The organism is Streptomyces sp. NPDC036984 (genome assembly GCF_055607665.1).
On record NZ_JBVJRL010000023.1, the window covers coordinates 1 to 23,030 of the forward strand.

Annotated in this window: 20 protein-coding genes and 2 pseudogenes; 12 read left to right on the forward strand and 10 right to left on the reverse strand. The window is 70.1% G+C overall.

What is annotated here, in order from left to right:
• Positions 1–174: 174 nt before the first annotated feature.
• Both ACZ7DL_RS31210 and ACZ7DL_RS31215 read right to left on the reverse strand, forming a co-directional pair.
• Positions 175–561, reverse strand: coding sequence for a barstar family protein (locus tag ACZ7DL_RS31210; RefSeq protein ID WP_470779271.1), 387 nt, complete (start codon positions 559–561; stop codon positions 175–177).
• A gap of 179 nt (positions 562–740) precedes the next feature.
• Positions 741–1,043 (reverse strand): ArsR/SmtB family transcription factor, encoded by a 303-nt coding sequence (locus ACZ7DL_RS31215; RefSeq protein ID WP_470779273.1) that lies wholly within the window; start codon positions 1,041–1,043, stop codon positions 741–743.
• 71 nt (positions 1,044–1,114) lie between these two features.
• On the opposite strand from ACZ7DL_RS31215, the gene ACZ7DL_RS31220 reads away from it, so the two are divergent.
• The 3 genes from ACZ7DL_RS31220 to ACZ7DL_RS31230 all read left to right on the forward strand — a co-directional run bounded on the left by ACZ7DL_RS31220 (position 1,115) and on the right by ACZ7DL_RS31230 (position 3,275).
• Positions 1,115–1,504 (forward strand): VOC family protein, encoded by a 390-nt coding sequence (locus ACZ7DL_RS31220; RefSeq protein ID WP_470779275.1) that lies wholly within the window; start codon positions 1,115–1,117, stop codon positions 1,502–1,504.
• Positions 1,505–1,582: 78 nt separating this feature from the next.
• Entirely contained in the window at positions 1,583–2,158 is a 576-nt protein-coding gene (locus tag ACZ7DL_RS31225; protein WP_470779277.1) for an AMIN-like domain-containing (lipo)protein, read from the forward strand.
• A gap of 373 nt (positions 2,159–2,531) precedes the next feature.
• Positions 2,532–3,275: a class I SAM-dependent methyltransferase gene (locus tag ACZ7DL_RS31230; protein ID WP_470779279.1), complete on the forward strand. Its 744-nt coding sequence runs from the start codon at positions 2,532–2,534 to the stop codon at positions 3,273–3,275.
• A 39-nt stretch (positions 3,276–3,314) separates the two neighbouring features.
• On the opposite strand, the gene ACZ7DL_RS31235 is transcribed toward ACZ7DL_RS31230, so the two are convergent.
• Entirely contained in the window at positions 3,315–4,169 is an 855-nt protein-coding gene (locus ACZ7DL_RS31235) for a transposase (RefSeq protein WP_470779281.1), read from the reverse strand.
• Between the two features lie 179 nt (positions 4,170–4,348).
• Here ACZ7DL_RS31235 and ACZ7DL_RS31240 point away from each other — a divergent pair, with 179 nt between their 5' ends.
• The gene (locus ACZ7DL_RS31240) at positions 4,349–4,591 is read left to right on the forward strand and encodes a hypothetical protein (protein WP_470779283.1); all 243 of its coding nucleotides are present in this window, start codon (positions 4,349–4,351) and stop codon (positions 4,589–4,591) included.
• Positions 4,592–4,869: 278 nt separating this feature from the next.
• Here ACZ7DL_RS31240 and ACZ7DL_RS31245 read toward each other — a convergent pair whose 3' ends face one another.
• Complete coding sequence (locus ACZ7DL_RS31245) at positions 4,870–5,376, reverse strand: NAD(P)-dependent oxidoreductase (protein ID WP_470779285.1); 507 nt, start codon at positions 5,374–5,376, stop codon at positions 4,870–4,872.
• Between ACZ7DL_RS31245 and ACZ7DL_RS31250 the strand changes: the two genes are divergently transcribed.
• Positions 5,375–6,211, forward strand: coding sequence for a hypothetical protein (locus tag ACZ7DL_RS31250; protein ID WP_470779286.1), 837 nt, complete (start codon positions 5,375–5,377; stop codon positions 6,209–6,211). The two genes, ACZ7DL_RS31245 and ACZ7DL_RS31250, sit on opposite strands and share 2 nt — an antisense overlap.
• Positions 6,212–6,343: 132 nt before the next feature.
• Here the strand turns inward: ACZ7DL_RS31250 and ACZ7DL_RS31255 are convergent, their stop codons facing one another.
• Entirely contained in the window at positions 6,344–6,709 is a 366-nt protein-coding gene (locus ACZ7DL_RS31255) for a winged helix-turn-helix transcriptional regulator (protein WP_470779460.1), read from the reverse strand.
• 83 nt (positions 6,710–6,792) lie between these two features.
• On the opposite strand from ACZ7DL_RS31255, the gene ACZ7DL_RS31260 reads away from it, so the two are divergent.
• Entirely contained in the window at positions 6,793–7,479 is a 687-nt protein-coding gene (locus ACZ7DL_RS31260) for an NADPH-dependent F420 reductase (RefSeq protein WP_470779287.1), read from the forward strand.
• A 235-nt stretch (positions 7,480–7,714) separates the two neighbouring features.
• Here ACZ7DL_RS31260 and ACZ7DL_RS31265 read toward each other — a convergent pair whose 3' ends face one another.
• Both ACZ7DL_RS31265 and ACZ7DL_RS31270 read right to left on the reverse strand, forming a co-directional pair.
• Positions 7,715–8,356 (reverse strand): flavin reductase family protein, encoded by a 642-nt coding sequence (locus ACZ7DL_RS31265; protein ID WP_470779288.1) that lies wholly within the window; start codon positions 8,354–8,356, stop codon positions 7,715–7,717.
• A 261-nt stretch (positions 8,357–8,617) separates the two neighbouring features.
• A complete protein-coding gene (locus ACZ7DL_RS31270) occupies positions 8,618–8,995 on the reverse strand; it encodes a VOC family protein (RefSeq protein ID WP_470779290.1) in 378 nt (125 codons plus the stop codon).
• 196 nt (positions 8,996–9,191) lie between these two features.
• On the opposite strand from ACZ7DL_RS31270, the gene ACZ7DL_RS31275 reads away from it, so the two are divergent.
• From ACZ7DL_RS31275 to ACZ7DL_RS31290, 4 genes and pseudogenes are all read left to right on the forward strand, one after another.
• Positions 9,192–9,809: a TOPRIM nucleotidyl transferase/hydrolase domain-containing protein gene (locus ACZ7DL_RS31275; protein ID WP_470779292.1), complete on the forward strand. Its 618-nt coding sequence runs from the start codon at positions 9,192–9,194 to the stop codon at positions 9,807–9,809.
• Positions 9,810–10,193: 384 nt separating this feature from the next.
• Positions 10,194–11,432, forward strand: a pseudogene (locus tag ACZ7DL_RS31280) (hypothetical protein); the annotation flags it as partial.
• A gap of 394 nt (positions 11,433–11,826) precedes the next feature.
• On the forward strand, positions 11,827–13,107 hold the full coding sequence (locus ACZ7DL_RS31285; protein ID WP_470779294.1) for a hypothetical protein: 1,281 nt from the start codon (positions 11,827–11,829) through the stop codon (positions 13,105–13,107).
• The gene (locus tag ACZ7DL_RS31290) at positions 13,104–14,135 is read left to right on the forward strand and encodes a hypothetical protein (RefSeq protein ID WP_470779296.1); all 1,032 of its coding nucleotides are present in this window, start codon (positions 13,104–13,106) and stop codon (positions 14,133–14,135) included. The genes ACZ7DL_RS31285 and ACZ7DL_RS31290 overlap by 4 nt, the downstream gene beginning before the upstream one ends.
• On the opposite strand, the gene ACZ7DL_RS31295 is transcribed toward ACZ7DL_RS31290, so the two are convergent.
• Both ACZ7DL_RS31295 and ACZ7DL_RS31300 read right to left on the reverse strand, forming a co-directional pair.
• Entirely contained in the window at positions 14,123–17,950 is a 3,828-nt protein-coding gene (locus tag ACZ7DL_RS31295) for a hypothetical protein (protein WP_470779298.1), read from the reverse strand. The genes ACZ7DL_RS31290 and ACZ7DL_RS31295 overlap by 13 nt on opposite strands.
• Before the next feature lie 3 nt (positions 17,951–17,953).
• On the reverse strand, positions 17,954–19,282 hold the full coding sequence (locus ACZ7DL_RS31300; RefSeq protein ID WP_470779300.1) for an AAA family ATPase: 1,329 nt from the start codon (positions 19,280–19,282) through the stop codon (positions 17,954–17,956).
• Positions 19,283–19,421: 139 nt separating this feature from the next.
• On the opposite strand from ACZ7DL_RS31300, the gene ACZ7DL_RS31305 reads away from it, so the two are divergent.
• Together ACZ7DL_RS31305 and ACZ7DL_RS31310 are read left to right on the forward strand one after the other, a co-directional pair.
• The gene (locus ACZ7DL_RS31305; RefSeq protein ID WP_470779302.1) at positions 19,422–19,637 is read left to right on the forward strand and encodes a hypothetical protein; all 216 of its coding nucleotides are present in this window, start codon (positions 19,422–19,424) and stop codon (positions 19,635–19,637) included.
• Positions 19,638–20,028: 391 nt separating this feature from the next.
• On the forward strand, positions 20,029–22,524 hold the full coding sequence (locus tag ACZ7DL_RS31310) for a galactose oxidase-like domain-containing protein (protein ID WP_470779304.1): 2,496 nt from the start codon (positions 20,029–20,031) through the stop codon (positions 22,522–22,524).
• Between the two features lie 61 nt (positions 22,525–22,585).
• On the opposite strand, the pseudogene ACZ7DL_RS31315 reads toward ACZ7DL_RS31310, so the two are convergent.
• Positions 22,586–22,975, reverse strand: a pseudogene (locus ACZ7DL_RS31315) (IS701 family transposase); the annotation flags it as partial.
• Between the last annotated feature and the right edge of the window lie 55 nt (positions 22,976–23,030).

A 23,030-nucleotide genomic window follows, 5' to 3' on the forward strand; every position in this document is an offset into this window, starting at 1 on the left:
GCTACGTGGCCCGCGAGATCTACCAAGCCCTGCTCACATCCAGAAAGCAAGCCCCGGCACCAGTCCCCGCCGGTTGACATCCATAGGGGCATCAAACGCGGATACGTCTTTCTCGGCACCGTCACCGTCGCAGCCATCGTCATCTGGCTCCGCACGTGATCGCCCGGACAGGTCCTAGCGGAGCTGCAGGACACCCGGAGCGCGGTCTTCGAAAATCTCAAGCAACCAGTCGAAGACGGTCGCCCCACGCCCCTCACGGGCCGCAGCCAGCTCCGCGCTGACCGCGGGACGGTTGTCGGGGTGACAGCGTGACAGACGCATCTCCAGCTGGCGGGCCGTCTCCGCATGCGCCAAATGCCCGCGGGAGACTTCGTGGTCCTGCCAGACCACCACGTAGTCGTCATCCTCGGGTGTCCCGAACCCGCCGTTGAGACAGTCGGCAAAGGCATCGAGGTTCCGGCCGAAGTAGCCGCCCGTACCGTTGATCGCCTCACCGATCACCTGCCAGAAGTCCTCCAGCGTCCTGATCCGCGTACCGTCCAGTACATATACCGCCGTCATAACCCGCAGAATACGTGCTGCTGGGCGAGGCTCCGGATACGGACTACTGGGCCGAGGGCCGGATACGGACTACTGGGCCGAGGGCCGGATACGGACTACTGGGCCGAGGGCCGGATACGGGCTCCTGGGCCCGGGTCCGGCCTCGGGACCGACCGCACGGCACGGACACCGGGGACGGCTCACCGCCTCCCCTGGGCCAACACGGCGGCCAGCAGCCCCGGGAAGCGGGCATCGAGTTCGGTGCGGCGCAGAGTCATCAGACGGGCTCTTCCCACTCGGCGGGTCTCGGTGATTCCGGCTTCTCGCAGGATCCGCCAGTGATTCGACAGCGTCGACCGGGGCACGTCCAAGCCGTCCGGGCTGCACACGCTCTCGCCGCCCTCGGCCATCCGGCGGACCAGTGCCAACCTCACCGGATCACCCAGGGCATGCAGCACTGCTGCCAACTCTTCATCCGTCTCCGCACGGTCGTGCTGTCCCACCGGCCCTCCTAGCCCTCGTGTGCATGACGCCCGTAGTATGCAGATCGCTTCGATGCTTCGAGAAAGTCGAAATGATCTTGGAGATGGCCGTGACCGTGCTCGCCACCCTTGCCCGCGTCTACGTCGACGACCTGGACGCGGCACTGCCGACGTTCGTCGAGCTCACCCAAGAACAGCCACGACTGCGGTTCACCTACGGCGACCTGGAGCTCGCCGGCGTCGGCGGCTATCTGCTCGTCGCAGGTTCGCAGGAAGCCCTCGCCCCCTACCGCGCCACCCACGCCACCACGATCATCGACTCCCTGGACCAGGTTCTGCGCCTCACCGAGGACCAGGGCGGGGAGATCCTCGACGGCCCCAACGACGTCCCGACCGGCCGCAACCTGACCGTGCGGCACCCCGGAGGCGCCATCATCGAATACGTCCAGTTCCACGCCGCCGCACGGACGTCACTTATATGAGAGATCCACCTTGCAACCATCCTCCCGACCCGCGTGTCTCCTCCTATAGCAGAACGAACCTCAACCAATGGGGACACCATGCAACGAACAAGGGCGGCAATCGCGGCGCTCGCTCTGACAGGAGCCTGGTTGGGAGTGGCAACGACCACCGCGGGCCCCGCAACGGCAGCCACCACCCACGCCACGGCCTGTCCGACCGGCTGGGGCAGCGGCGACAAGGGAGGCGCCACCTCAGGAGCCGCACCGCTGAAGAACATCAGGACCGGTCGGCACGACTGCTACGACCGCATGGTCTTCGACGTGCCCGGCGGCAGCACCGTCGGCTACTCCGTCCGATACGTCGACCGGCTCTACCAAGACGCAAGCGGCCGCTCCATCCCCGTCCGCGGCGGAGCCATACTCGACATCCACATCGGCGCGCCCAGCTACGACCCCGCCAGCGGCACACCCAGCTACCCCGGAAAGGTGGGCCGCACCCTGCCCGGCGTCAACATCAGCGGTTACCGCACCTTCAAAGACACCCGATTCGCCGGCAGCTTCGAAGGCCAGTCACAGGTCGGCCTCGGCGTCCGCGCCCGCCTGCCCTTCCGGGTCACCCAACTGACCGACCGCCTCGTGATCGACGTAGCCCACAACTGGACGGGCAACCGCTGACCACCCCACAGTTCCACCCGACGAGGGGCGCTGCACAGGAGTGCAGCGCCCCTCGCGCACTCGGAAGAAACAGAGGCGGCAAGGAAGACCGTCAGCCCGGCCGCCGCCTCCGCCAGGGCTTCACGTCGGCAGCGCTCGTCCGCTGGTTCGGGGCGGCGGTCGCAGATCTTGAGACTGTGATTGTCCATGTGGGAGGGGGTGTTCGTCTTGGGGGAATGGAGGCTCACCGGCCAACTTCTTTGTGCCATCAGCCAGTACGACGGCCACGACGGGGCGGAGGAGACTTTCTGCCGCGACCGCGACCGGGCGAGCCTCCGATTCCGGAGGGCCGGCGTGGCCGCGTACAGGTCCGAAGCACAGGAGGGGGCGGCACGTGAGCGTGCAGCAGTACGACGAGATCGGCGAGGCATTCGAGGGGTTCAAGTCTCTGCCTCTGATGCGGTACGGGGAGGTGCCGAGCTTCCTTGGCATGGTCGGGGACGTGAACGGCAAGTCGGTTCTCGACCTGGCCTGCGGCACCGGTTTCTACAGCAGGGAGTTCAAGCGGCGCGGCGCCACGGAGGTCTTCGGTGTCGACATCTCCGTCGAGATGATCGCCGCCGCGCGGGAGATCGAGCGTCGTGACCCACTGGGTGCCCACTACGAGGTCGGCGACGTGGCCGAACTACGGCCTCTCGACCGGCGCTTCGACATCGCACTCGGAGTGCAGTGCCTCAACTACGCCGAGGACATCGCGGTGATGGAGCGGATGTGCCACAACATCCACCGGAACCTGGCGCCGGGTGGGGAGTTCTTCGTCCTCGCCCAGAAGCCCGACTACCAGTTCGACTGTGCTTCCTTGGACAGGTACGGGTTCCGCTGCGAGCCGACCGGCGAGGAGATCGAGACGGGTCCGCGGGTGCGGGTCACGGCCCTCCTCGACCCGCAGCCGATCAGCATCGTCTCCACGGCCCCGCGCCGCGAGGTCTACGAAAAGTGTCTGCGGGCGGCCGGTTTCAGCGCAGTGGAGTGGGTTCCGCTTCAGGTGTCCGAAGCCGGCATCCGTGAGTTCGGCAAGGACTTCTGGGCGGACCTCCTCGCGCACCCGCCGCTGGAGATGCTGCGCTGCCGTGCCTGACCGGCCGGCTGACCGAACCCAAAGGCTGTCCCGTAATGATCAACTGAGTCGACACGTCAGCGTCGGGGATGGCCGCCTCAGGCCGGTCCATCCGGCGAGCACGAGGTTGTGCAGGCGGGCTATGCCAAGCATGGCGTGATGAACGCCGTCTCCCTTCAAGCGGCAGTCGCGGACGACCTTCCAGCTCTTCATGCGGGCGAAGGTGCGCTCGACGCGGGCACGGGCCTTGCGGTGTGAGCGGTTGTGCTCCTCTTTCCCCACCGGGAGTCCGGCCTGGCCGGGTTCGCGGCGGTGCGGGCTCACCAGAGCAGTGCCGCGGTAACCGCCGTCAGCGATCACCGTGGTGTTGCCGACCACGGCCTTCGCTCCGGACAACTCCCATGCCTTGCACTCGCTGCGGTTGCCAGGCAGAGGCTGGCCGACCGCGACGACCAGCCGCGTATCGGGGTCGATGACAACCTGGTGGTTGGTGGAGTACCGGTAGTTCTTCGACTGCTCGGCCACCGTATGGTCACGCGTGGGGACCACGCTGTGCGGCGCGATTTCCGGTGGTGACACAAAGCGTCTCGCCGCCGACCGGATCTGCTCCTCGGACCATCCCGGCTGCTCAGCTCGCAGTCTCGCCGCGTATTTCTCGAAATAGCGGTGCTGCAGTGCCGGGGGACGATAGCCCTCGACCACCAGGAACCTCAGGTCGGCCGGCAAGTGCGCCTGCGCCTGGAGCAGACGCTCCAGCACGCCTTCCCGCAGGTAGAAGAAGGCGTCCGAGTCGTCCTGCTTCCGCAGGTCCACAAGGAGCGGACCGCCCCTTCGGATATCGATCAACGGCTCACCGCACTCGCGCACGGGGACGGCTGCTACTCGTGGATCCGACATCAAGATGATCTCGCTCATCGTGCGATGATCTCGCACGTGCTTTGGGAGTCATCAAGGAAACCTTGGCCAATCACCCGGCGAACGTTCCTGGTCACAGTACTAGCAGCCGGTGCTTCGTCCGCCGACCAACTACTCCACCCGATCGGACGGCACGCCCGATCACCGGCAGACGACCCAGGTCGCCTAGGATCCGGCGCGTGGCACAGGTCCCCGATGAATTGATCAAGCTGGAACGATCCGCCGAAGAAGAACGCGCGAAACTCGCCGGCCTCACCGGTGAGGAGTACGACGCCCAATTGAACCGCTGGCGCACAGCCTCCGAAGCAGTCCGCGCGGCCATCAGCGAACACGCCGAGGCCACCAAAACCAGTCGGCAGGAAGTGGAACAGGCCGTGAAAAAGGCCCTCCACAACACCCAGGAAGACCCGGCCGTCGAATAGCCGGCCGCACATCCACCGCTGGTCGGGCCAGGCGACCAGCGCGCCGGCGATGTCCTCACGCCCCGACCGGCCGAGCCGGACCGACCGGCCATCGCCGGCGCTTTGGGGCGACCGGCCGAGGTCCCGCTGCACGCCATCGGCAGGCGCCGCATGAGAGCCGTCATCGACGGCCACGAGGATCGGTGAAATGGGCGGTCATGCGGGCCAGCACAGGCTGACGTCGGACGTCGGCGTGGGGCAGCTCAACCAGCTGCCCGACGCGGTCCGGGCCGCCGGTTTCAGTAACCGATGGTGAAGCGACGCTGGACGAGGCGAGGCAGCTCCGCCTCGTCGATCAGAGCGACGGCGGCGTCCTCCACCGAGATACGGCTACGGCCGTCCGCGTCCAGGACCGGCTGGTCGCCGCCGACCCTGAAGCGACCGGTACGTTCCCCGGGGGCGATCTCCTCTGCTGGGCTGAAGTAGGTCCACAACCGGTTGGAGGTCCGCAGGACGTCGAGGGCGTCCCGGTGACCGCGCACCGCGGCCGCATACTCACGGGGCAGCCCCAGTTGGTCCAACGCGGCGTGCAGCAGCGCGTCGGAGTCGGCGCGCACCACACCCGGCTCGCCCTCCAGGCTGCCGGCACCGCCGACGGTCGCCGGGCGCGGGCCTGGCCCCGCCACCGATTCCAGCACGGCCTGCTTGGCGAGCAGCCGGGCCCTGGCCGTCGGATACTGAGAGGTGAAAAGGCGGGGAGTCGCATACGCCTTCTCGCTGGCACCGCCCTGCCAGGGGGTAACCATGAGTGACCATCACGGGCACGACCATGACCACGACCACCCCAGCCCGAGCCCCGACGACCCGACCGGCACGACCGGCGGTCACGGAATGCTGGTGTTCGGTCAGGATGTGATCTACTTCTCGCATCTGCCAATGTTCGACATACCGCACAACTACCAGGTGCTACTCGAAGTGGGCCTGGACGACAACGTGCGTGAGACGCTTCGATCGCACCACCACGTGATCCGTAAGGAACCGTACGACACGTTCAAGCCCGTTCCCTTCCCGATGGCCGAGATCGATCCGGCTGAAAGCGGCCCGAGGCGAACCTCCATCAGCGGAAGCATCTTCTGCGGCCACTTCGAGCGCGGGGCGGACGGACAGCAACCGCTCGCCGACGACATCGAGGTGCGCATCGAACGCATCGTGCGGTTCACCAAGCTCGATGTGGACGCGCATGCGACCGGCGACGGCACGCTGGAATACCTGTGTTTCGGCCACGGCGACCACCTCTACCTCGCGCACGCGATCGGCGGCTGGCCGAGTTTCGACCAGATTCTCGAGGTCCATGCCGTTCCCGGCACGGCAACGAGCCGTATGGGAGAGCCGCTGCCGGATGACGCGGCCACGATGGAGGAGTTCTTCCGGGAGCACTTCGCCACGGCCGACCCGTTCGACATCCGCGGGCGGAACGACGACCCGGACCACCGGCTGGCTTCCCATGAGGTGGCCGACGGAGCGTTCCTCGCCACCTCCCCGCCCAGCGGGTTCCACGGGTTCAACGTTCAGCTCGAAGCCGAGCGAGAGGTGTATCTCGAAATCGGCGAACTGGCGCACCCCATGCACCCCATGGGCTGATCCTCGGGCGACGGGTCGTGGCCCCTGTCCCCACCGGGCCCTGCCTCGCGGAACAGCCCGACCAGCGGCCCGTATCGCCGCCCGGCAGCATCTCGCCGAGCCCCGGCGTTGATCAGGAACTCCGGGCCGAGATCAGGAACTCCGGGCCGGCACGCAAGCTGCTTCCTGCGCTGCCATGACCTCGTCGCCGTGCTCGAAAGCCCACGCACCGACGGCGTCGATGGGCGCCAGGAAGGTCCGGCCCAGAGTGGTGAGTCGGTACTCGACCCGTGGTGGTGCGCCGGGATGGGTCTCGCGGTCGACCAGTCCGTTGTACTGCAGCCGCCGTAGAGTCTCGGTGAGGACTTTGGAGCTGATGCCCCCGATGCGCTCTCGAAGTTCGACGGGGCGCATGGGGCCGTCGCGCAACGTCCAGAGCACCACCGCGTTCCAGGTGTTGGAGAGCAGGTCGAAGGCCAGGCGGGCGCGGCAGTCGGCGAGAAAGGCGTTGGGCGTCACGTTCGTCACGTACCAAATGGTGCCTGAGCGTCCCTCTAGCGTCGGTGCGAACGGTCGAAGCCGGCACGGAGAGGGAACGCCTGATGAAAATCGGAGTACTGGGAACGGGCACCATGGCCGACGCGCTCGCCACGCACTGGGTGCGCGCCGGACACGAGGTGACCATCGGGGGGCGGGACGGAGACAAGGCAGCACGGCTTGCGACGCGGATCGGAGGCGGCGCGCAGCCCGCCAGTCTGCGTTCGGCGGCCCAGTCCGGTCAGGAAGTGGTGCTGGCCGCGCTGCCGTTCGGGGCCGGAGCAGAGGTGGCACGGGATCTGCGTGCGGCCCTGGACGGCAAGGTGCTGCTCGACTGCTCGAACCCGGTCGGGCCAGGGTTCCGGCTTCTGACGGAAGGAGGGCCCTCGGCCGCTCAGCAACTGGCCGCGGCGGCACCCGGAGCCCACGTGATCAAGGCTTTCAACCTCTGTCACGAGGGCGTGTGGCGCATGCGGCCGCCTGTCTTCGACGGGAGGCCGCTGGCCGTGCCGGTCTGCGGGGACGACGAGACGGCCCTCGCACGTGTACGCCAGCTGGTGCGGGACGTGGGCTGCGTCCCCGTGTCCAGCGGCGGCCTCGAACGCGCGGGACTCCTGGAAGCCACCGCCGCGCTGTTCATCGGACTGTGGGTCGGCGAGGGAGCGGACGCCCAGGCGATCGCTCCTCCGCTGGCCTTCGCGACCGGCCCGAGCAACCAGGAGACGGAAGACGCGACGGGGGCGTCGCGGTAGGGCTTCTCAGGCCGACCCGCCGGCCGGCGGCGGGAGTTCACACCGGCGGGCTCCGTCTGCCGGAGGTGCCGCCGGGGCCCCCTGCGCGGAGTGAAGGCAACCTCCAAGGTACCAAGGTGATGTGGGTTCGGCGGGCGTCATGCAGTGAACGCGCCACGGGGCTGCGAGGCTGTTTGCCGAGGTGGGCGCCGAATTGAGCGGTCGCACCGCCACGGCGCCCAGACATCCCGGCTCCTCACCCCCACGTATGAGTGGGCCTCAGCGGCATGTCCCAGCCGCGGGCAAGTCTCGACGGGTGCAGATTCCGGCTGTCGCCGTAGAACTCGCAGAACTTCATGATCAAGGGGTCCCAGCGGTCGGCGTCCAGGTATGAGGGACGGTCCGGCACCAGGAGCTCCTCCTCCACGTGGATCCGCACGATCCGCGCGTCGATGGCCACGACACCCGAACCTTCCTCCGCGAAGGGATGGATCCTGTCGACGACGGCTTCCAGATGCACCGGGCACTCGGCGATCCGGGGCGGATCGACCGTCTCCGAGGGCAACGGGCTCAGGCCGGCCGCGCCGAACTTATCGGGTTCGTAGCGGTACCCCTTACGCCGTTTGTGCTCTGGCACCACAGGTGATCCGGTGAGCAGGGCGAGACGGTCGACGGCCCCGACGAGTTCGGACGACGGGAGGTTCAGTACGCACTCCCCGGTGCGGGCGAGGTTCTCCGTCGTCCGCGAGGTCTCATCAAGCCCCAGCATGCAGGACTGCCCCACCCACCAGACGGACGACATGGGCGCGAGGTTCGCGGAGCCGTCGTCGTTCGCGGTGCTGACCAGAACGACTGGTGTGCCGAAGTAGAGAACCCGTGGATGAACGGTTCGATGCACGCTCCTGCTCCCCTGTGGTGCTGCCCGCCCGCGCCGCGCCCGGACGTGATCCGCCGGCGGCGGACACTCCACTGTGCGGGTGCGGATGCGCCGGCACCGGCGGAAAAGCGACATCGAGCCGGCACGCGGTGGCCGGCCCGCCGGCTCCGAGACGGGCCGCCTCGGTAGGGCGAGCGCGGCCCCGTCTGCCTGGGCGCCGTCACCGCTGCCGCCCTGCTCCTCCGGCTCCGGGCCTGATCGGCACGGCCGAGCCGCAGCGCATCAACCGTTCGCGCGCTCCCCCGCGCTGGGTTCCACGCAGAACTCGTTGCCCTCGGGGTCATGCAGCGTTACCCATCCGGTTCCGTCGGGCCGTCGGTGGTCGCCCTGAAGCGTGGCACCGAGCGAGAGGAGGCGCTCGACCTCCTCGTCCCGGGTGCGGTCCTGGGGTTGGAGGTCGAAGTGCACGCGGTTCTTCACCGCTTTGCGGTCGTCGACCCTGACGAACAGCAAGGTGGCTGCCGCAGCCGTGACGAGCGCTTCCGGGTCTCCCGGGAAGTCGTCGTCAGCGAGCGAGCCGTTCAGGGCCTGGGCCCAAAAGCCCGCGAGAGCATAGGGATCGGCGGAGTCGATGGTGACATGACGAATCAAGGAACTCATGCCGGGACCCGATCATGGATGCCTCCGGCTGTCCAGAGGCGGCCGGCCCTGGAGCCGTGATGCCACTGGCCGCGACTGGCTGCGCCTGCCGGCAGCTGCCCCCTCGTCCGGACCGTCGAACCGACCGCTCGCCGTCGATCGACGCGCCGACGGAAATTCCCTACCGCAGTGGCCGGAAAGGGCGGAGACTCCTTTCATGGCTGACATGGAGTCGTTCCGGGAGGCGGTCACCACGTGGGCGGCCGGTGGGCCCGGCGACGCCGCGCGCGAGCTGGCCGCGCGACTGTCCGTCCGGACGGCTGTCCTGCTCGAAGGGCCGAGCGACGCCGCAGCGGTCAGCGCGCTGGCCGCCCGGCGCGGCCGGAACCTGGCGGCCGAAGGCGTCTGCGTCCTGCCCATGGGCGGTGCGATGAGCGTCGGGCGCTTCGCCCGGCTCCTCGGGCCAACCGGCCTGGGCCTCCGCCTTACCGGACTGTGCGACGAGGGGGAGCGTCGCTACTACGCCCGTGCCTTGGAGCGGGTCGGTGCGGCACGGCAAGAGTTCTTCGTCTGCGCGGCGGATCTGGAGGACGAGCTCATCCGCGCACTCGGCGTGCACCGGGTGGAGGAGCTGGTGCGGGCGGAGGGCGATCTGCGCGCTCTGGAGACCTTCCTGCGCCAGCCCGCGCAGCAAGGGCGCACCTCCCAGCAGCAGTTGCGGCGCTTCTTCGGCACGAAGAAGGGGCGCAAGATCCACTACGGCCGTGTGCTCGTCGAGGCCCTCGACCCCGGCCGTACACCGGCCCCGCTCGACGGCCTGCTCACCAGCCTCTGACCGCACGCCGTACTCCCCCTCGTGGTTGTCCGGATCCCTGGCCGGCCCGGGCCCGCCGGGAGTCCGCTCCGCTCACCCCGCCGGTGAGAGGGCCTGATCACCCATCGCCGAGATCCACCTGGATCGGGCCACGCGCCCCCTCAAGTCCGCCGCCTGTGTGATCGGTTGAAGGCGCGTCCGGTCGTGGCCCGGCACCCGCTTGGGTTCTGGGGCATCACCGGGGAAACTGATTCCGTGACGTCCCGTGATCCGCGTGGCTCCCTGCTCCGACTCGTCCGACCGCGACCGCTGACCGCCGCCCCGAGGACTCTGAATGCGCGGCCTCCGCGCCGTCCCGCCCCGCGGCCGCCGGAGGGCACGCCCGCCCCCGCGGAGCTGGCCGCAATGGCCCGCGCCTGCCTGGCCGGTGCGGCGCGCGTCGCCCGTTGGGCCGACGCCGCCCTCGGCGCCGGCCAGGGCGGTGCCACCGCCGACGGCAGGGCCGGTCTGTCGGACGCCACCGCCGAACTCGCCGCCGCCGACCTAGGCCTGAGCGTTCGTCAGGTCCGCGCCGAATGGGACACCGCCCGCCTCGCCGGACTGGTCGAGGTGCACGGCGACAGCGCGCGCCCCGGCTGGCGGCTTCGGGTCTGGGACCGCGACCAGAGCGCCGTACTGCGCAGCTGGGTCGCCCTCTTCGACGCCTGGTCGCTCGCCTGCCGCGAACCCGCCGGGCACGATCCGGCCGCCGTCGCCGACGTCGTCGCGGCCATGCCCCAGGTGCTTTCCTTCCTCCAGTTGTGCGCCGGCCCCGTCCCGGTGGAACAACTTCTCGACCTCTTGATGCAGCGGGCCGCAGAACTGCGTACCGAACGCTACGAGAAGCCCCATGGACCGCAGGTCGAGGGTGCGCACGAGCCGGCCACCGCGGAACTGCTCGCCCCGCTGCTCGACTGGGCGCTGCGGGCCCTCGCCTCCGTCGGCGCCCTCACCTGCGGCGACGGCCAGGCCACCCTCACCCCGCTGGGCAGCTGGGCGGTGTGGGTCAAGCTGGAGCAGATCTGCGTGGCCGCGCAGAGCCCGGCCGGCAACATCGAGCAGTCCGCCGAGGACATGCTCCGCGGCTGCGCCCGGCTCCGCCCCAACGCCGCCCGCGCCGAGTACCGCGCCTGGCTCGCCGCGCGCTCCGTCCACGGCGCCGTCGCCGAGCTGATCGCCGCCGCCCGCGGCGACGACGCCCTGCTGCGCGGCCTCGCCTTCGAGGCGCTGCGCGTCGTCGGCGCCCCCGCCGAGCCCGGTGTCCGGGAGGTGGTGGACGAGCCGGCCCTCAGGCCGTACGCCCTGCTGTGGCTGGCGGAGTACGACGGTGTCGAACCGGAGGACGCGTTCCAGGTCCTGACCCGGGAGGAGGCCACCTGGCTGTGGGTGGACACGGCCGCCGCGGTCGCCGACCACGGTGAGGCGCCGATGCTGGTGCGGCATCTGGAGTCGGCGGTGCAGCCCACCGTGCCCCAGCTGCTCGACGAGGTCCGCGCCGTCGGCCACCCGCGCACCGTGCAGGTCCTGGTCGCACTCGCCGCCGCGCATCCGGATCCGGTCCTCGCGAAGGCCGTGCGGCGGGCCGCCTTCCAGGTGTACGACGGTGTGCCGCCGCGCTGTCGGGCTCAGGTGACGCTCGTGGACGGCGATCCGCGGGCGGGGAGCCCCGTACGCCTGGCCATGCGGCTGGTGGCCGACTCCGGTCATCCCTGGGCCCGCCCGGGTGCGCGTCCCCCGCTGGACATCGTCGCCGTGCCGCTGAGCAGTGCGGACGTCGTGCCGGCCACGGTGCTGTACGGCCCCCAAGAGACCGGATCCGCTCAGTTCAGCGTCACGGCGGCGGAGCCTGGCACGCACCGGATCCGGTTCACCTTCCTGCACCACGACACCGGCGTCGCGCTCCAGCAGGTGGAGACCGACGTGGACATCGCGGCAGCCGCCGTTCCCCCGGAGGTGGGGAAGAGTCCGCTGTGGCCGCACGGGGGGAGGGCCTGACGACGTGCCACGCCCATTGACCACCCGCGTCGTCCAGGACCCCAGCGACGGCTTCCGTCACCTGCCGCATCTGGAGACCGAGCCGCCCGATCTGCGTGTCAGTTTCGATGTCCTCGGTGGTGGCCGGATCCGGGCCCGGATGACGGGCGCGTCCGTTCCCGCGCTCGCGGGCAGCGAGCACAAGGCCGACCTGGTCTGTGGGCCGGACGAGGTCCACGGAGCTGCGGCCCGGCTGTGCGCTCGGTGGAAGGAGCGGTTCGTCGACTTCCAGCCGGTCGACGGCCATGGCCGGGTCATACGCGACCGGCGGCGCCCGTATGCGCTGGCCGCGGACCTCAGCGGCGAACCGGAGGACGAGGTGCGCACGGTGGTGGCCGATCTAGCGCGCGGCGGTGAGTCCCTGCTGTTCGACACTCTGCTGCGCGGAGACGACGTACGGATCGAGACGTTTCGCACCTATCTCCGGTCGGCCTTGTCCAGGGAGGGGCTCCGGGTGCGGTTCGACTCCGATCTTCAGCTTCCCTGGCCGATGCTGTGCACCGGAGCGGAGTCCACCGCGTCGGCAACCCTCGGTGAACTCTTCGCCCGCTTCCTCGGCCACCGGCATCAGATCGAGTACACGGGCGACGCCTACGCGTGGATCGGACCACCGCGCAGGCCGCAGCAGCGGCCCGCCGTCAGCTTGAACCACGACGTCCACGTGGGCAGCGCGACCCGGGCCGACGAAGTCGCGAAGGCGCTGGCGGAGGGCACGGAGTGCACCGTGCGCACGACGTACGGGGAACTGGTCCGCGACTTCGAGAATCCGTGGCTGGCCGAGCAGTTCATGTACTTCTGGTGCCACGGCGAGTTCATCGGCAACGCGCCCGAACCCCACGTCCTGGTCATCAGGCTGACGGACGGCATCGCCTTCGACGGGCACCTCGTGCGCGAGCTGCGGTCAGGAAAGCGGCACAGCTGTTTCCGGCCGCTCGTTCTGCTCAACGCCTGTCATGCCGGAGTCCCCGGGGCGAGCGCGGACCGTGCCTTCCTCGGGCGCATGCTCATCGAACACGGTGCGCAGGGCGTGCTGGGACCGCATATCGCGATGCCGCAGGCGTTCGCCGCCGAGTACGCGCTCGAGTTCGTCCGACGCTACCTGCGGGGCGAGTCGACGGCCGGCCGGATCGTGCACGGGCTGGCCCGGCACTTCGCGGCCCGCTACCGCAACCCCCTGGGGTTCGCCTATGGGCTGCACGGTGGCATGGACGCCCGTCTGGAACGGAGAAGCGGAGGTGACACGTGAACCGTGGCGTCGCGGTCGTCGAGGCCGTCGACCTGGACGAGAGCGGCTGGTTGCTCGACGCCGGCACGGGTGAGCCGGTACCCGACCACCGGCTGCGTCACTACTTCACGGAGCACCTCGCCCCGCCCCCCTGGGCCACGGACGTCTTCGTCTACGTGCACGGCTGGCAGACGTCACCCGGCTCCGCCCTCCGCACTGCGGAAAGGCTGCTGAGTCTGGCACACGGCAATCTGGCGGCGGCCCCCGACAGGTATCCGGCCCTGGCGGCCGAGGGCTTCAGCCCGTGGTGTGTCGTGGTCCGCTGGCCGTCGTCCAGCCCGGTCAGCCCGGCCGGCTACCGCAGGGTCAGGGACCGGGCGCACGCGATGGGTGCGCGCGACGGCGAGGGACATGCCGCTCACATCCTGGGCCGCTTGCTCGGCTATCTGGACGAGGAGCGCGCCGACCCCGAGGCGGCCCCGGTGCTGGCCAACCGCGACGGTCAGTACCTCCATCTCGTCGGGCACTCCTTCGGCTGCCGGTTCCTGTGCGAGGCGGTGCAGTGGGCGGCGGACCCTCGGCGCGCGGACACGCTCGGCTGGAGTGCCTCGCACCGTTCACCGGGCCGCCCGTTCACCGTGGACAGCATGGTGCTGTTCCAGATGGCGGCACGCCGTGACGCCTTCCTCTCCCTCTTCCCCCGCCTCCTGCCGAGTGACCGGCACGGCGGCGCCCCCCTGCGAGGGCCCATCGTGGCCACGTACTCCCGCCACGACCGGGCGAACGGGTTCTGGCACCTGCGTGCCGAGGGGCAGCACGGCATCGGGCACTCCGGGATCGGCCCGGCGCCCGCGCCCATGTTCACCACACGTCTGCTGCCGCTGGACGAGCGGTATCCGCTCTCCGCGCTGGACCACCGCTTCGTCAACGTCGACGCCTCCGACCTGTACGTCCGCGGTCGCCGTCTCAGCCCGGCGGGCGCCCACTCCGACCACGTGCGTCCGGAGTCGGCCCATCTCCTGCTCACACTCGCGGACTACTCGCGCTGAATCGGTCGTGCAGGACGTCCGGCGAGCCATGCCGGGTCGCACAGGAGCAGGCCGTCGTCGGGTCCGACGGGCAACGAGCCGGTGGTGAGCGCCGCGCCGGCGAGACCGGCGGCGAGCTCCTCGCAGGGCAGGTCGAAGAAGGAGGCATTCGGCGTGGGTCGGGGCGGGCGTGGAGCCGTCGACCGGCGGAGCGCGTCGATGGTCAGAAGGTCGGTCGCCTCCCGGACCGCCTCGTTGGTCAGGATGGCGAAGATCCGGACCGGTTCGCCCAGGTTCCTCCAGCCGACAAGGTCCAGGAGGCCGGGCTGGACCTGGAGGGCGGGTATCCCGGCCGTCCGGGGACGGAGGGCCACCATCCGCCGGGGCCCGTGGGGGAAGGCGATCAGGACCCGGGTCTGCTCGCAGACCGTGTCGAGCAGCCGCATGGCGTCCTCGGCGCGGTTTCGGATCATCGTGCGTGCGGCCCACGGGTGCCCGGCGGCACCGCTGGAGGTCAGGGCGTGCACCAGGAGCGGCTCTACGAGACGCAGGGCCAGGTCGCGGTCGAGGAAGACGGTGTCCGGGGCGGGAGCGGCCTCGTCCTCGTCCGGGTCCGGCAGGCTGGCGATCACCAGTCGGGCGCGGGCGCTGTAGTCCACCGGCCGACGGAGGTAGTCGTCCCGCAGCGGACCTGTGGAACTCCGGCGGGACTTCAGTGAATCCGCGAGACCGACGAGCTTTCTGCCGTCGCCCTCCTGCGGCGGTTCCGGCTGACGGCCGTTGTCCAGCAGCTTGCCGACCTTGAGCTGGAGGAGTCGGCGCGCCTCTGTCCGCACCTTCGACGGCGCGCCCATGTCGTCCAGGCGCCGGAGTGACGCGGCGCTGGAAAGCACCGCGCTGTAGAGGGCGTTGAGATCGCTGACGAACGTGAAGCCCTCATCGGAGCGCACGACGTGAGGGCGCAGATCCGGAGGCAGGACGGGCAGCCGCTGCATGACGACGGTGTCCGGGGAGAGGCCGGCTGGGATGGAGTCACCGGCTCGACGAAGAAGGAACCGCACGGCTTGACCGCCCGTCAGGGCTGTGGCGCCGCTGCAGTGGGTGGTGGCGGTCCACTCCTCGGCACTCAGCAGCCGACCGGCACGCAGTGCCGTGGGGCCGGGGTCGGTGACCAGGAACAGTTCGCAGTCGGCGATCTGCCCGAGTTCCCGCTCGGTCAGCCGGAGGGAGCGCGCGAGCAGTGCGCCGGCCGTGCCGCCGAGGCACCAGCCGTGGACCACCGGCACGGGGAGTTCGATGTGGCCGAACCGGCGGCCGCGCTCACGGAGGGTGGCCAGAGGGCGTCCGCAGGCGTCACATGCCCCGTCGACGTCCCGGAGGTTGACGGGCCAGGGGCTGAGGAGCGCCCCGCAGACGCAGTCCTCCGCACGGTCCGAGCCGAAGATCCGCTCGCAGAAGAGCCCGTCCGGCCAGGGGCGTCCGGTTCGTACGTCGAAGTAGACGTCGCTCTTCACTTCGCCGTGCGAGAGGCGCAGTACGTCGGCGTCGGTCATCAGGCGCAGCCCGATCCGATCGGCTTCGCGCCGCGGCGCGATACGAGCGGCGCGCAGTGTCAGGTCGAGCCGACGGATGGCATGGGTCGGTGCGTCATGCAGCGCGGTCGGCGGGCCGGGGGGTGGGCCGGCGGCATCGCCGCGTTCCTCCAGCGAGGTGCGCAGGCTCTTCCGCCAGCCTGCGCAGTCGCCGCGCGGTCCATAGATCTCCAGCGCCAGGTGCCGTGCCCCGTGCTCGATGAGTAACTGGAACTCCTCGGGTTCGATCAACTGGGCACCGTCGCCGGTCCTGCTCCACAGCGGCTGCTGGAGGACCAGGGAGTAGCCGCCCGCGGACCGGGCGCCGGTGTCCTGCCCGGCCAGGCCATGGGCGGCGAGGCGGACTCGGACGGTCTGGCCGGCTTCGCCCGGTGGTGGAGCCCAGGGGTGGTCGGGGGCCACGACCAGGTCCGGTTCGTCGGCGCTGCCCGCGAGGTGTCTGAGCGAGGGTCCGCCGACGAGGCCGCAGACGACGGCGGAGGCACCGGACTCGTCGTCCAGCCTGTCGCCGTGCTGCACGGGCTGGTCGACGGCGATGGTGACCGTGATGTGCGTCCCCGACCCGCCGCCCCGCAGCTGCCGACCGGGGACCGCCGGAATCGCGTCGGTCGCAAGGGCACCGCTGATCCGCTGCTCCAGTACGTGTCCGGGCAGTCGACCGGGCATGGCCAGTGACCTGTTCCGCAGCGCCCGGTCACCGAAGACGGCGTACAGCAGGCGCTCCTCAGGCGTGCGCAGCGTTTCCTCGTCGGTCACGGGCGAGGCTGCCCCCACCAGGAGCTGCCCGGGTCGCACCGGCCGTCCCGGGGTGACCAGGCCGCACGTGTCGAGGCTCGCTGCCTCCTCGTCGGCCACAGTCGGTGGCGTCGGGGTGAGGATGGCGCCGTCGGGCAAGGTCGTGCCCAGCTGGACCAGGGTCGGGACCGTGAGCGCGTCCGGATCCGCCAGGCGCTCATTGGCCAGGGCCGCCGTGCCCCGAAGTCGTGGCGAGGCGACGACGGTGCACTGCGCGGACACCGCGCCACGGCTCACCAGATCGCCGAGTTCGAGATTCCGGACGGTCACGCGCTGCAGGCGGTCCCAGAATCCTTGCGTGTACGACGTGCTGCTGCGGTACTCGGTGCCCGTCGGGGGCCGCCGTCCAAGAGGGCGCGTCTGCCCGGGCGGCCCTTCGATCACGTCCTGGAGGAGTTCGTCGGTGAACCGGGCGTACCCCTTGCGGTAGCCCAGCAGGGTGCGTCGCAGCAGGGCTTCGAGGATGGGGCCGAGCTGGGTCCGGCCGTCGTAGCGCAGTGTGTCCTTCAGCCCGAGGAAGCGGTCGCCCTCGTAACCCCGGGGCCAGGGCACCGTCATCGCGCTCGCCCAGAAGACGGTGGGTGCGTCGAAGACGATCTCTCCGTGCCGTTCCCGTAGGCCGATCGGCAGCGGCAGGTACATCAGCAGGTGGCGGGCCCGCTCGATCGGTCCCCGGTCCTCGGCGACGAGGTCGAGGAAGAGGGGTACCAGGAAGTCGTCGGCACCGGCCCCGCCCCGTCGTGCCTGCCAGAGGTTCGCCAGGGTCACCCTGGTCCGGCAGGCGGGGCAGACGGCGTAGTCGACGGACCCGGTGCAGGTGGGGCCCGGGCAGCGGGGCGTCGCCTCGGTGATCCTGCCGTGGCCCGAGACGGCCGTGCACGCGCAGGTGTGGTCGTAGCGCCGGGCGAGGCCGGTGAGCCGGCCGCAGGAGCAGCTCCATTCGCCCAGCTCGTACCCGGCCAGTCGCAGGCTGATGCCGGACGTGTCGGAGACGGAGTCGGGGAAGAATCGCCGCAGGACTCTGTGCAGGCCGGTGTCGAGCCGCTCGTGCGGGAGCCGGTCGATCTGGAGGAACCCGGCCAACTCCTGGCAGTGCTGCTGCTGGGCGAGCACGCTCTCGGGGGTGCCGAAGGGACGCTGTTCCAGGAGGAGTACCTGTACGTACCTGAGCAGATCGGGTCGCTGCGTCAGGGAGTACGTGCGCGCGATGTGCAGATCGGCCCGCAGTGCGTCGACGCCGAACATGCGCCGGCGCAGGCTCCTGAACTCCTCGTCGAGGATCGTGTCGTGGAGGTCGTCGCCACGTCCCTCCTCTGCGGCCAGCCGGATGGCGTTCTGGATGGTGTAGGGCGTGGAGCACTGCCGCCAGTTCCGCACCAGGGCCGAGAGGCCGGCCCGCGGCCGCCCGCTGGACAGCAGCGCGCTGACCTCGTCGCGTATCGACGGCATCCGCTATCCGATCCCGGCGCGGCTCCGGAAGTACTGCCGGAACCGGTCGTGGCAGAAGCTGTACTCCTCGCCGGCCCTGCCCGGTGCGACGCCGGGCGCGGCGCGCCGGTGAACGAGCAGGAAGCGGTGGATCTCCCGCAGGATGGTGTCGAAGTTCAGCCAGGTCAACCCTTCGACCAGGTTGTACAGGTCCATCGCGGAGAGCGTCCCGGCTTCCAGGAGGAACCCCAGGATCTCGACGTGCTCGGTACGGTGGGCACTGCGGTTGAGCTGCTCCAACTGCTGGTCCAGGTAGCCTTCGAGACCGGTGGGGGTGCGCTCGACGTTCTCGCGTGTGAGCACGCCGGCGGCGGCGTCCTCCGCCAGGAAACGTACGTAGAACGGGTCGCCGGCGGAGACGCGGTGCATCTCTGCGACGAAGTCGGCGTCCTCGGCGAGTCCCGGGGCGGCCGCGCCCGCCCTCCGGAGCAGTTCCACGAGCGCCGCCTCGTCCAGCCCCTCCAGGCGCAGGTGCAGGTCCACGTCCGCCGGGGAGAGCGCGATATCGCTGAGGCAGGACCGATCGCCCTGGGCCCGGCCCGACAGCACGAGCACCAGCCCGGGCGGCAGCTGTCGCGGCAGCAGAGTGCGGAGTTGGTCCGGCGGGTCCAGTTCGTCGATGGCGTCCAGTACGACGACCGTCGGCTTCTTCGGCGGCCGGGTCATGAGGCCGCGGAACTGCCGCTCCAGGCTCTTCAGTCCTCCGCCTCGCACATGGGCGGGGTCCAACTGCTCACAGAGGCACTCCAGTACGTCCTCGGGACTGGTGGGGTCGAACCCGCCGCCTCTGCGCCGGTACGCCTGGCTGATGAAGTGGTAGCGGAACTCGGTGTTCTGCCTGACCAGATCGGCGAGGAGGGAGGTCTTCCCGTATCCCGAGAGCGCCTCCACGAAGACGTAGCCGGAAGAGCGGTTCCGGACGAACTCCATGATCCGGTGGTTCTCGGCCCGCCGCCCCGCGAACAACTCCGTGTGTTTCTTGATGAGATCGCGGAAGAAATCCCGCGTGGCGGGCTCCTGAGCTGCCCCCTGGTGGCCGGATTCCTCCGCCTGCTCCCACAGGTACAGCAGCGGGCCCGGATCCATCTTCAAGGCCCGCGTCAGCGCCATCACGGTTGCCCTGCTGGGAAGGTCGGGCCCGTTGAGTGCCTTGCTGACCGTGGTGTGCCCCAGGCCGGTCAGCCTCTCCAAGGTGATCATCTTGACACCGCGCTCGTCCCGCCGGTCCCGTAACCGCTTCTTGAGCTCGGCCAGCGCAGCGTCACCGTCGGACATGTCCTCCAGGGACCGCACCGGACCTCCTAGACGATCAGCCATATCGACGAGCGAGCCCGTACAGGTTCGTTCGCCCGAACGCCGGCGTACGGGCACTGCGGCACCTTCGTTCTCGGGCGACAGCCCTCAACAGCCCTTCGGAGAACGGAGAAAGACCATGGCCGCCTCGCCGCCCGTGCACGCCCTCACCCTACTGGTCGTGTTCCTCACCGCGGCCCTTCTCGCGCTCCTGGCCGCGGTCGCCGCCGGGCTCCTCGCCCGCTGGGACGGTGCTTCCCTCCCTGGCGCCCTGCTCCGCGCGGGCACGGCGTTCGGTGCCACCCTCACCGTGCTGTGCAGCCTCATCGCCTGCGGAGTCGCCGCGCTGTCATGACGTCATTGTCCTTGTGCCGGTGCGTTGTCAGTGGCTCCGGCCAGGGTGCTCTGTGTGGGGCCGGACGGAGATCGTGAGGGACTCGCGGCCATGGGGGGTGGGTCGTACCGGCCCCGGCAGCCGGCTCGGGACTGGAGATGGAATGCCGTATTCCCACCCCCCACCTCCGGCCATCCGTTCAGGCCCTGCCGTGGGAGGGCGCGGTCACCGTGCCGGGTCCGGCGCCGCATGCCGGCGGCAGCGGCGGCGACGGCGTGCGGCTGCCCATTGCGCGCGCCGGCGCACAACCACTCACACAACCTCCCCCTCGGCGCCGCTGCCGGAGGCTCCTGATCCCGCACAGAATGGGCGGGCTGTGCGCACTTTGCCGCATATCAACACGGGGGGTCCGATGAGCAGGTGGCTGTACGTCGGTGGCGGCTCGGGGCCTGACGGGGCGGGGGGCGCGGCGCAGGTGCTCGCGGTGCACGCCGCGCTGGTGCCCGTGGGCCAGCAGGGCGGCGTGCTGTATTTCGCGGGCAGCCAGTGGCTGGAGGCGCCCCTGTGGGAGGCCATCGAGAACGAGCCGAATCCGGTGACCGATCCCCGCTATCCCGCGGGGAAGGCCCAGATCGATCACACCAGGGTCTACGACGTCGCCGCGCGGCGGGTGTCCAATCCCGGCTCACCGGACGCCGACCTGTTCTGCAGCGGGCACGCGTTCCGGCCGGACGGTCGGCTGGTCGTCGCGGGTGGTACGCAGCACTGGCCCGACCCCGCCGAAGGGGATCCGCACCACGCACACTGGAGCGGCACGCGTGCAAGCTGGCTGTTCGACCACACGGCACAGTTCAGGGCCCAGCCGGGAGCGCCGGTCACGGCCCTGTGGCACGGTGACCAGCACCTCGACCTCTTCGCCACGGGCACCGACGGCGCGGTGTGGAGCACCTGGTGGGAACCCGGCAGCAGCTGGGTCCCGTGGTTCCAGATCCAGCCGCAGGTGCGGATGCAGCCGGGCGCGAAGGTCACGGCTCTGTGGCACGGCGACCAGCACCTCGACCTCTTCGCCACGGGCACCGACGGCGCGGTCTGGAGCACCTGGTGGGAACCGGGACCCGGATGGCAACCCTGGTTCCTCATCCACCCCGAAGTAAAAATGCAACCCGGCACCACCATCACCGCCCTCTGGCACGGAAACCAACACCTCGACCTCTTCGCCACCGGCACCGACGGAGCCGTATGGAGCACCTGGTGGGAACCGGGACCCGGATGGCAACCCTGGTTCCTCATCCACCCGGAGGTGAAAATGCGGTCCGGGGCCGCGGTCACCGCCCTGTGGAACGGCGATCACCTCGACCTCTTCGCCACGGGCACCGACGGCGCGGTGTGGAGCACCTGGTGGGAACCCGCACGCAACTGGCAGCCCTGGTTCCTCATCCACCCCGAAACAAAGATGCAGCCCGGCACCACCGTCACCGCCCTCTGGCACGGAAACCAACACCTCGACCTCTTCGCCACCGGCACCGACGGCGCCGTATGGAGCACCTGGTGGGAACCCGCACACAACTGGCAGCCCTGGTTCCTCATCCTGAAGGGACAGTTCTGGGTCTATGCGGGGTCGCTGAACCGGGACCCGGCCCAGCGGGCGGCGGGAGCGCCCATGGGCGGCGGACGGTGGTATCCCACGCTGGTGACGCTGGCGGACGGCGGGGTCTTCGCACTGACCGGGCATCCGCTGATCGGAATGTACGGAGACCGGCGGTACGACTACGACGAGCGGCACAACAACACCAAGCCGGAGATCTACCGTCAGCAGGGCAACTCGTGGCACCACGTGGACAAGCAACTCGGGGTGAGCGGCGCCCACGACTACGCGATCTACTACCCGCGGCTCCATGTCCTGCCGCACACCGGTGAGGTCTTCGTCGTACAGCCCCTCTACAGCAAGCTCGTGACGCCCAACCCACAGGCTCGCAACCTGTATTCGCCGAACCCGGAGGACACCTCACCGCCGTACACGGCGGACGTCATGGACAAGAGCCTCTGCTACAACGTCGGCAGCCGGCAGGTCACGCGTGCCTTCACCGGGCCGCAGGCGATCGACGCCATGTACCTGGACCGATTCTTCACCAGCCAGCCCACGACGTCCGTGCTGCTGCCGCTCCACCACGAGGACAACTACCGCCCGCGGGTCCTGGCGTGCGGTGCCCAGCAGGCGGTGGTCACCGACCTGGGAGCCGCCGCCCCGCAGTGGGCGCCTACGGCGCCGCGCGCCCTGACCGACCCCGCGACGGGCCGACCGCCGGTGCGCTACTTCGCCACGGCCACGCTGCTGCCGACGGGTGACGTGCTCGTCTCGGGAGGCGTCACCAAAGAGACGTACAAGGAGGCGGACGGCGTCCGCACGGCCGAGCTGTACCACCCGTCCGCGACCGGCGGCAGCTGGAGCACCGGCGCGGTCGCGGCCGAGACCCGGGGATACCACTCGGTGGCGCTCCTCACCCCGGACGGCCGGGTGTGGACGGCCGGCTCGGAGTTCAACGACACCTCGACGCCGAACCTGTCCATCGAACTCTTCGAGCCCGACTACGTGTCGGTCGCCGACCGGGTGACGGTCAGGTCCGCCCCGGGCAGTGTCGGTTACGGCCGCACCTTCCGGGTCGACTACACCCCGACCTCGTCGGCGACCCCGATCGCGAAGGTCGTCCTCATGCGGTGCGGCTCCGTGACCCACTCCTTCGACGGCGACCAGCGGTACGTGAGTGTGCCCTTCACCGCTGCGGGCACTTCCCTCACCGTCACCGCACCGCCGGACGGTTCTGTGGCGCCTCCCGGCTCGTACATGCTGTGGCTCGTCGACGCCCACGGACTGCCGTGCAAGACGGCGCCCTTCGTCCGGCTCGGCTAGGCGGGGTTTGGGACTCCAGTTGTAGATCGCGATCTTCATGTCTGAGGGGCTTGTCGCTGCCGGCGCGCACGGCGATGAGGAAAGCATGGGCGGGCATCGCGAGAGTGACCCAGCGGTGCCAGGACGCCCAGCGTCCAGCCCGACCAGACCCTTGCCGGACTGGAAGGTCTCCTCGGCGCTCCTTCTGCGTCCGGCGACCCGCACCAAGGTGGACAGCGGCGCCGGGACAGCTGAGTAGCAGCGGTGGAAGGCGAGTTCACCGTTGCTGCGGTTGCGGCGGACGAGCATGTGGTGGTGGCCGGGCCGGTCGTCGGCGACGTCGGCCAGGGCCCAGTCGTAGAAGCGGTGCCCCTGGGTTCCGGCCCCCGCGGAGCGTATCTTGCCAGGCTCTCTTCGGCAGCCGCTCGACCAGGGCGTCGGCGCGTAACGTGCCCGCGCGGGTGGTGATCCGTTGGCCGGCATGCAGCCGCTTCAGCTCGGGCGTTGCCCGACCTTACCCAGGTAGT

Coding starts and splice junctions, on each gene's coding strand:
- ACZ7DL_RS31210 (WP_470779271.1), bottom strand. CDS start 561: ATGACGGCGGTATATGTACTGGACGGTACGCGGATCAGGACGCTGGAG.
- ACZ7DL_RS31220 (WP_470779275.1), top strand. CDS start 1,115: ATGATCTTGGAGATGGCCGTGACCGTGCTCGCCACCCTTGCCCGCGTC.
- ACZ7DL_RS31225 (WP_470779277.1), top strand. CDS start 1,583: ATGCAACGAACAAGGGCGGCAATCGCGGCGCTCGCTCTGACAGGAGCC.
- ACZ7DL_RS31235 (WP_470779281.1), bottom strand. CDS start 4,169: ATGAGCGAGATCATCTTGATGTCGGATCCACGAGTAGCAGCCGTCCCC.
- ACZ7DL_RS31250 (WP_470779286.1), top strand. CDS start 5,375: ATGAGTGACCATCACGGGCACGACCATGACCACGACCACCCCAGCCCG.
- ACZ7DL_RS31245 (WP_470779285.1), bottom strand. CDS start 5,376: ATGGTTACCCCCTGGCAGGGCGGTGCCAGCGAGAAGGCGTATGCGACT.
- ACZ7DL_RS31260 (WP_470779287.1), top strand. CDS start 6,793: ATGAAAATCGGAGTACTGGGAACGGGCACCATGGCCGACGCGCTCGCC.
- ACZ7DL_RS31270 (WP_470779290.1), bottom strand. CDS start 8,995: ATGAGTTCCTTGATTCGTCATGTCACCATCGACTCCGCCGATCCCTAT.
- ACZ7DL_RS31275 (WP_470779292.1), top strand. CDS start 9,192: ATGGCTGACATGGAGTCGTTCCGGGAGGCGGTCACCACGTGGGCGGCC.
- ACZ7DL_RS31295 (WP_470779298.1), bottom strand. CDS start 17,950: ATGCCGTCGATACGCGACGAGGTCAGCGCGCTGCTGTCCAGCGGGCGG.
- ACZ7DL_RS31305 (WP_470779302.1), top strand. CDS start 19,422: ATGGCCGCCTCGCCGCCCGTGCACGCCCTCACCCTACTGGTCGTGTTC.
- ACZ7DL_RS31310 (WP_470779304.1), top strand. CDS start 20,029: ATGAGCAGGTGGCTGTACGTCGGTGGCGGCTCGGGGCCTGACGGGGCG.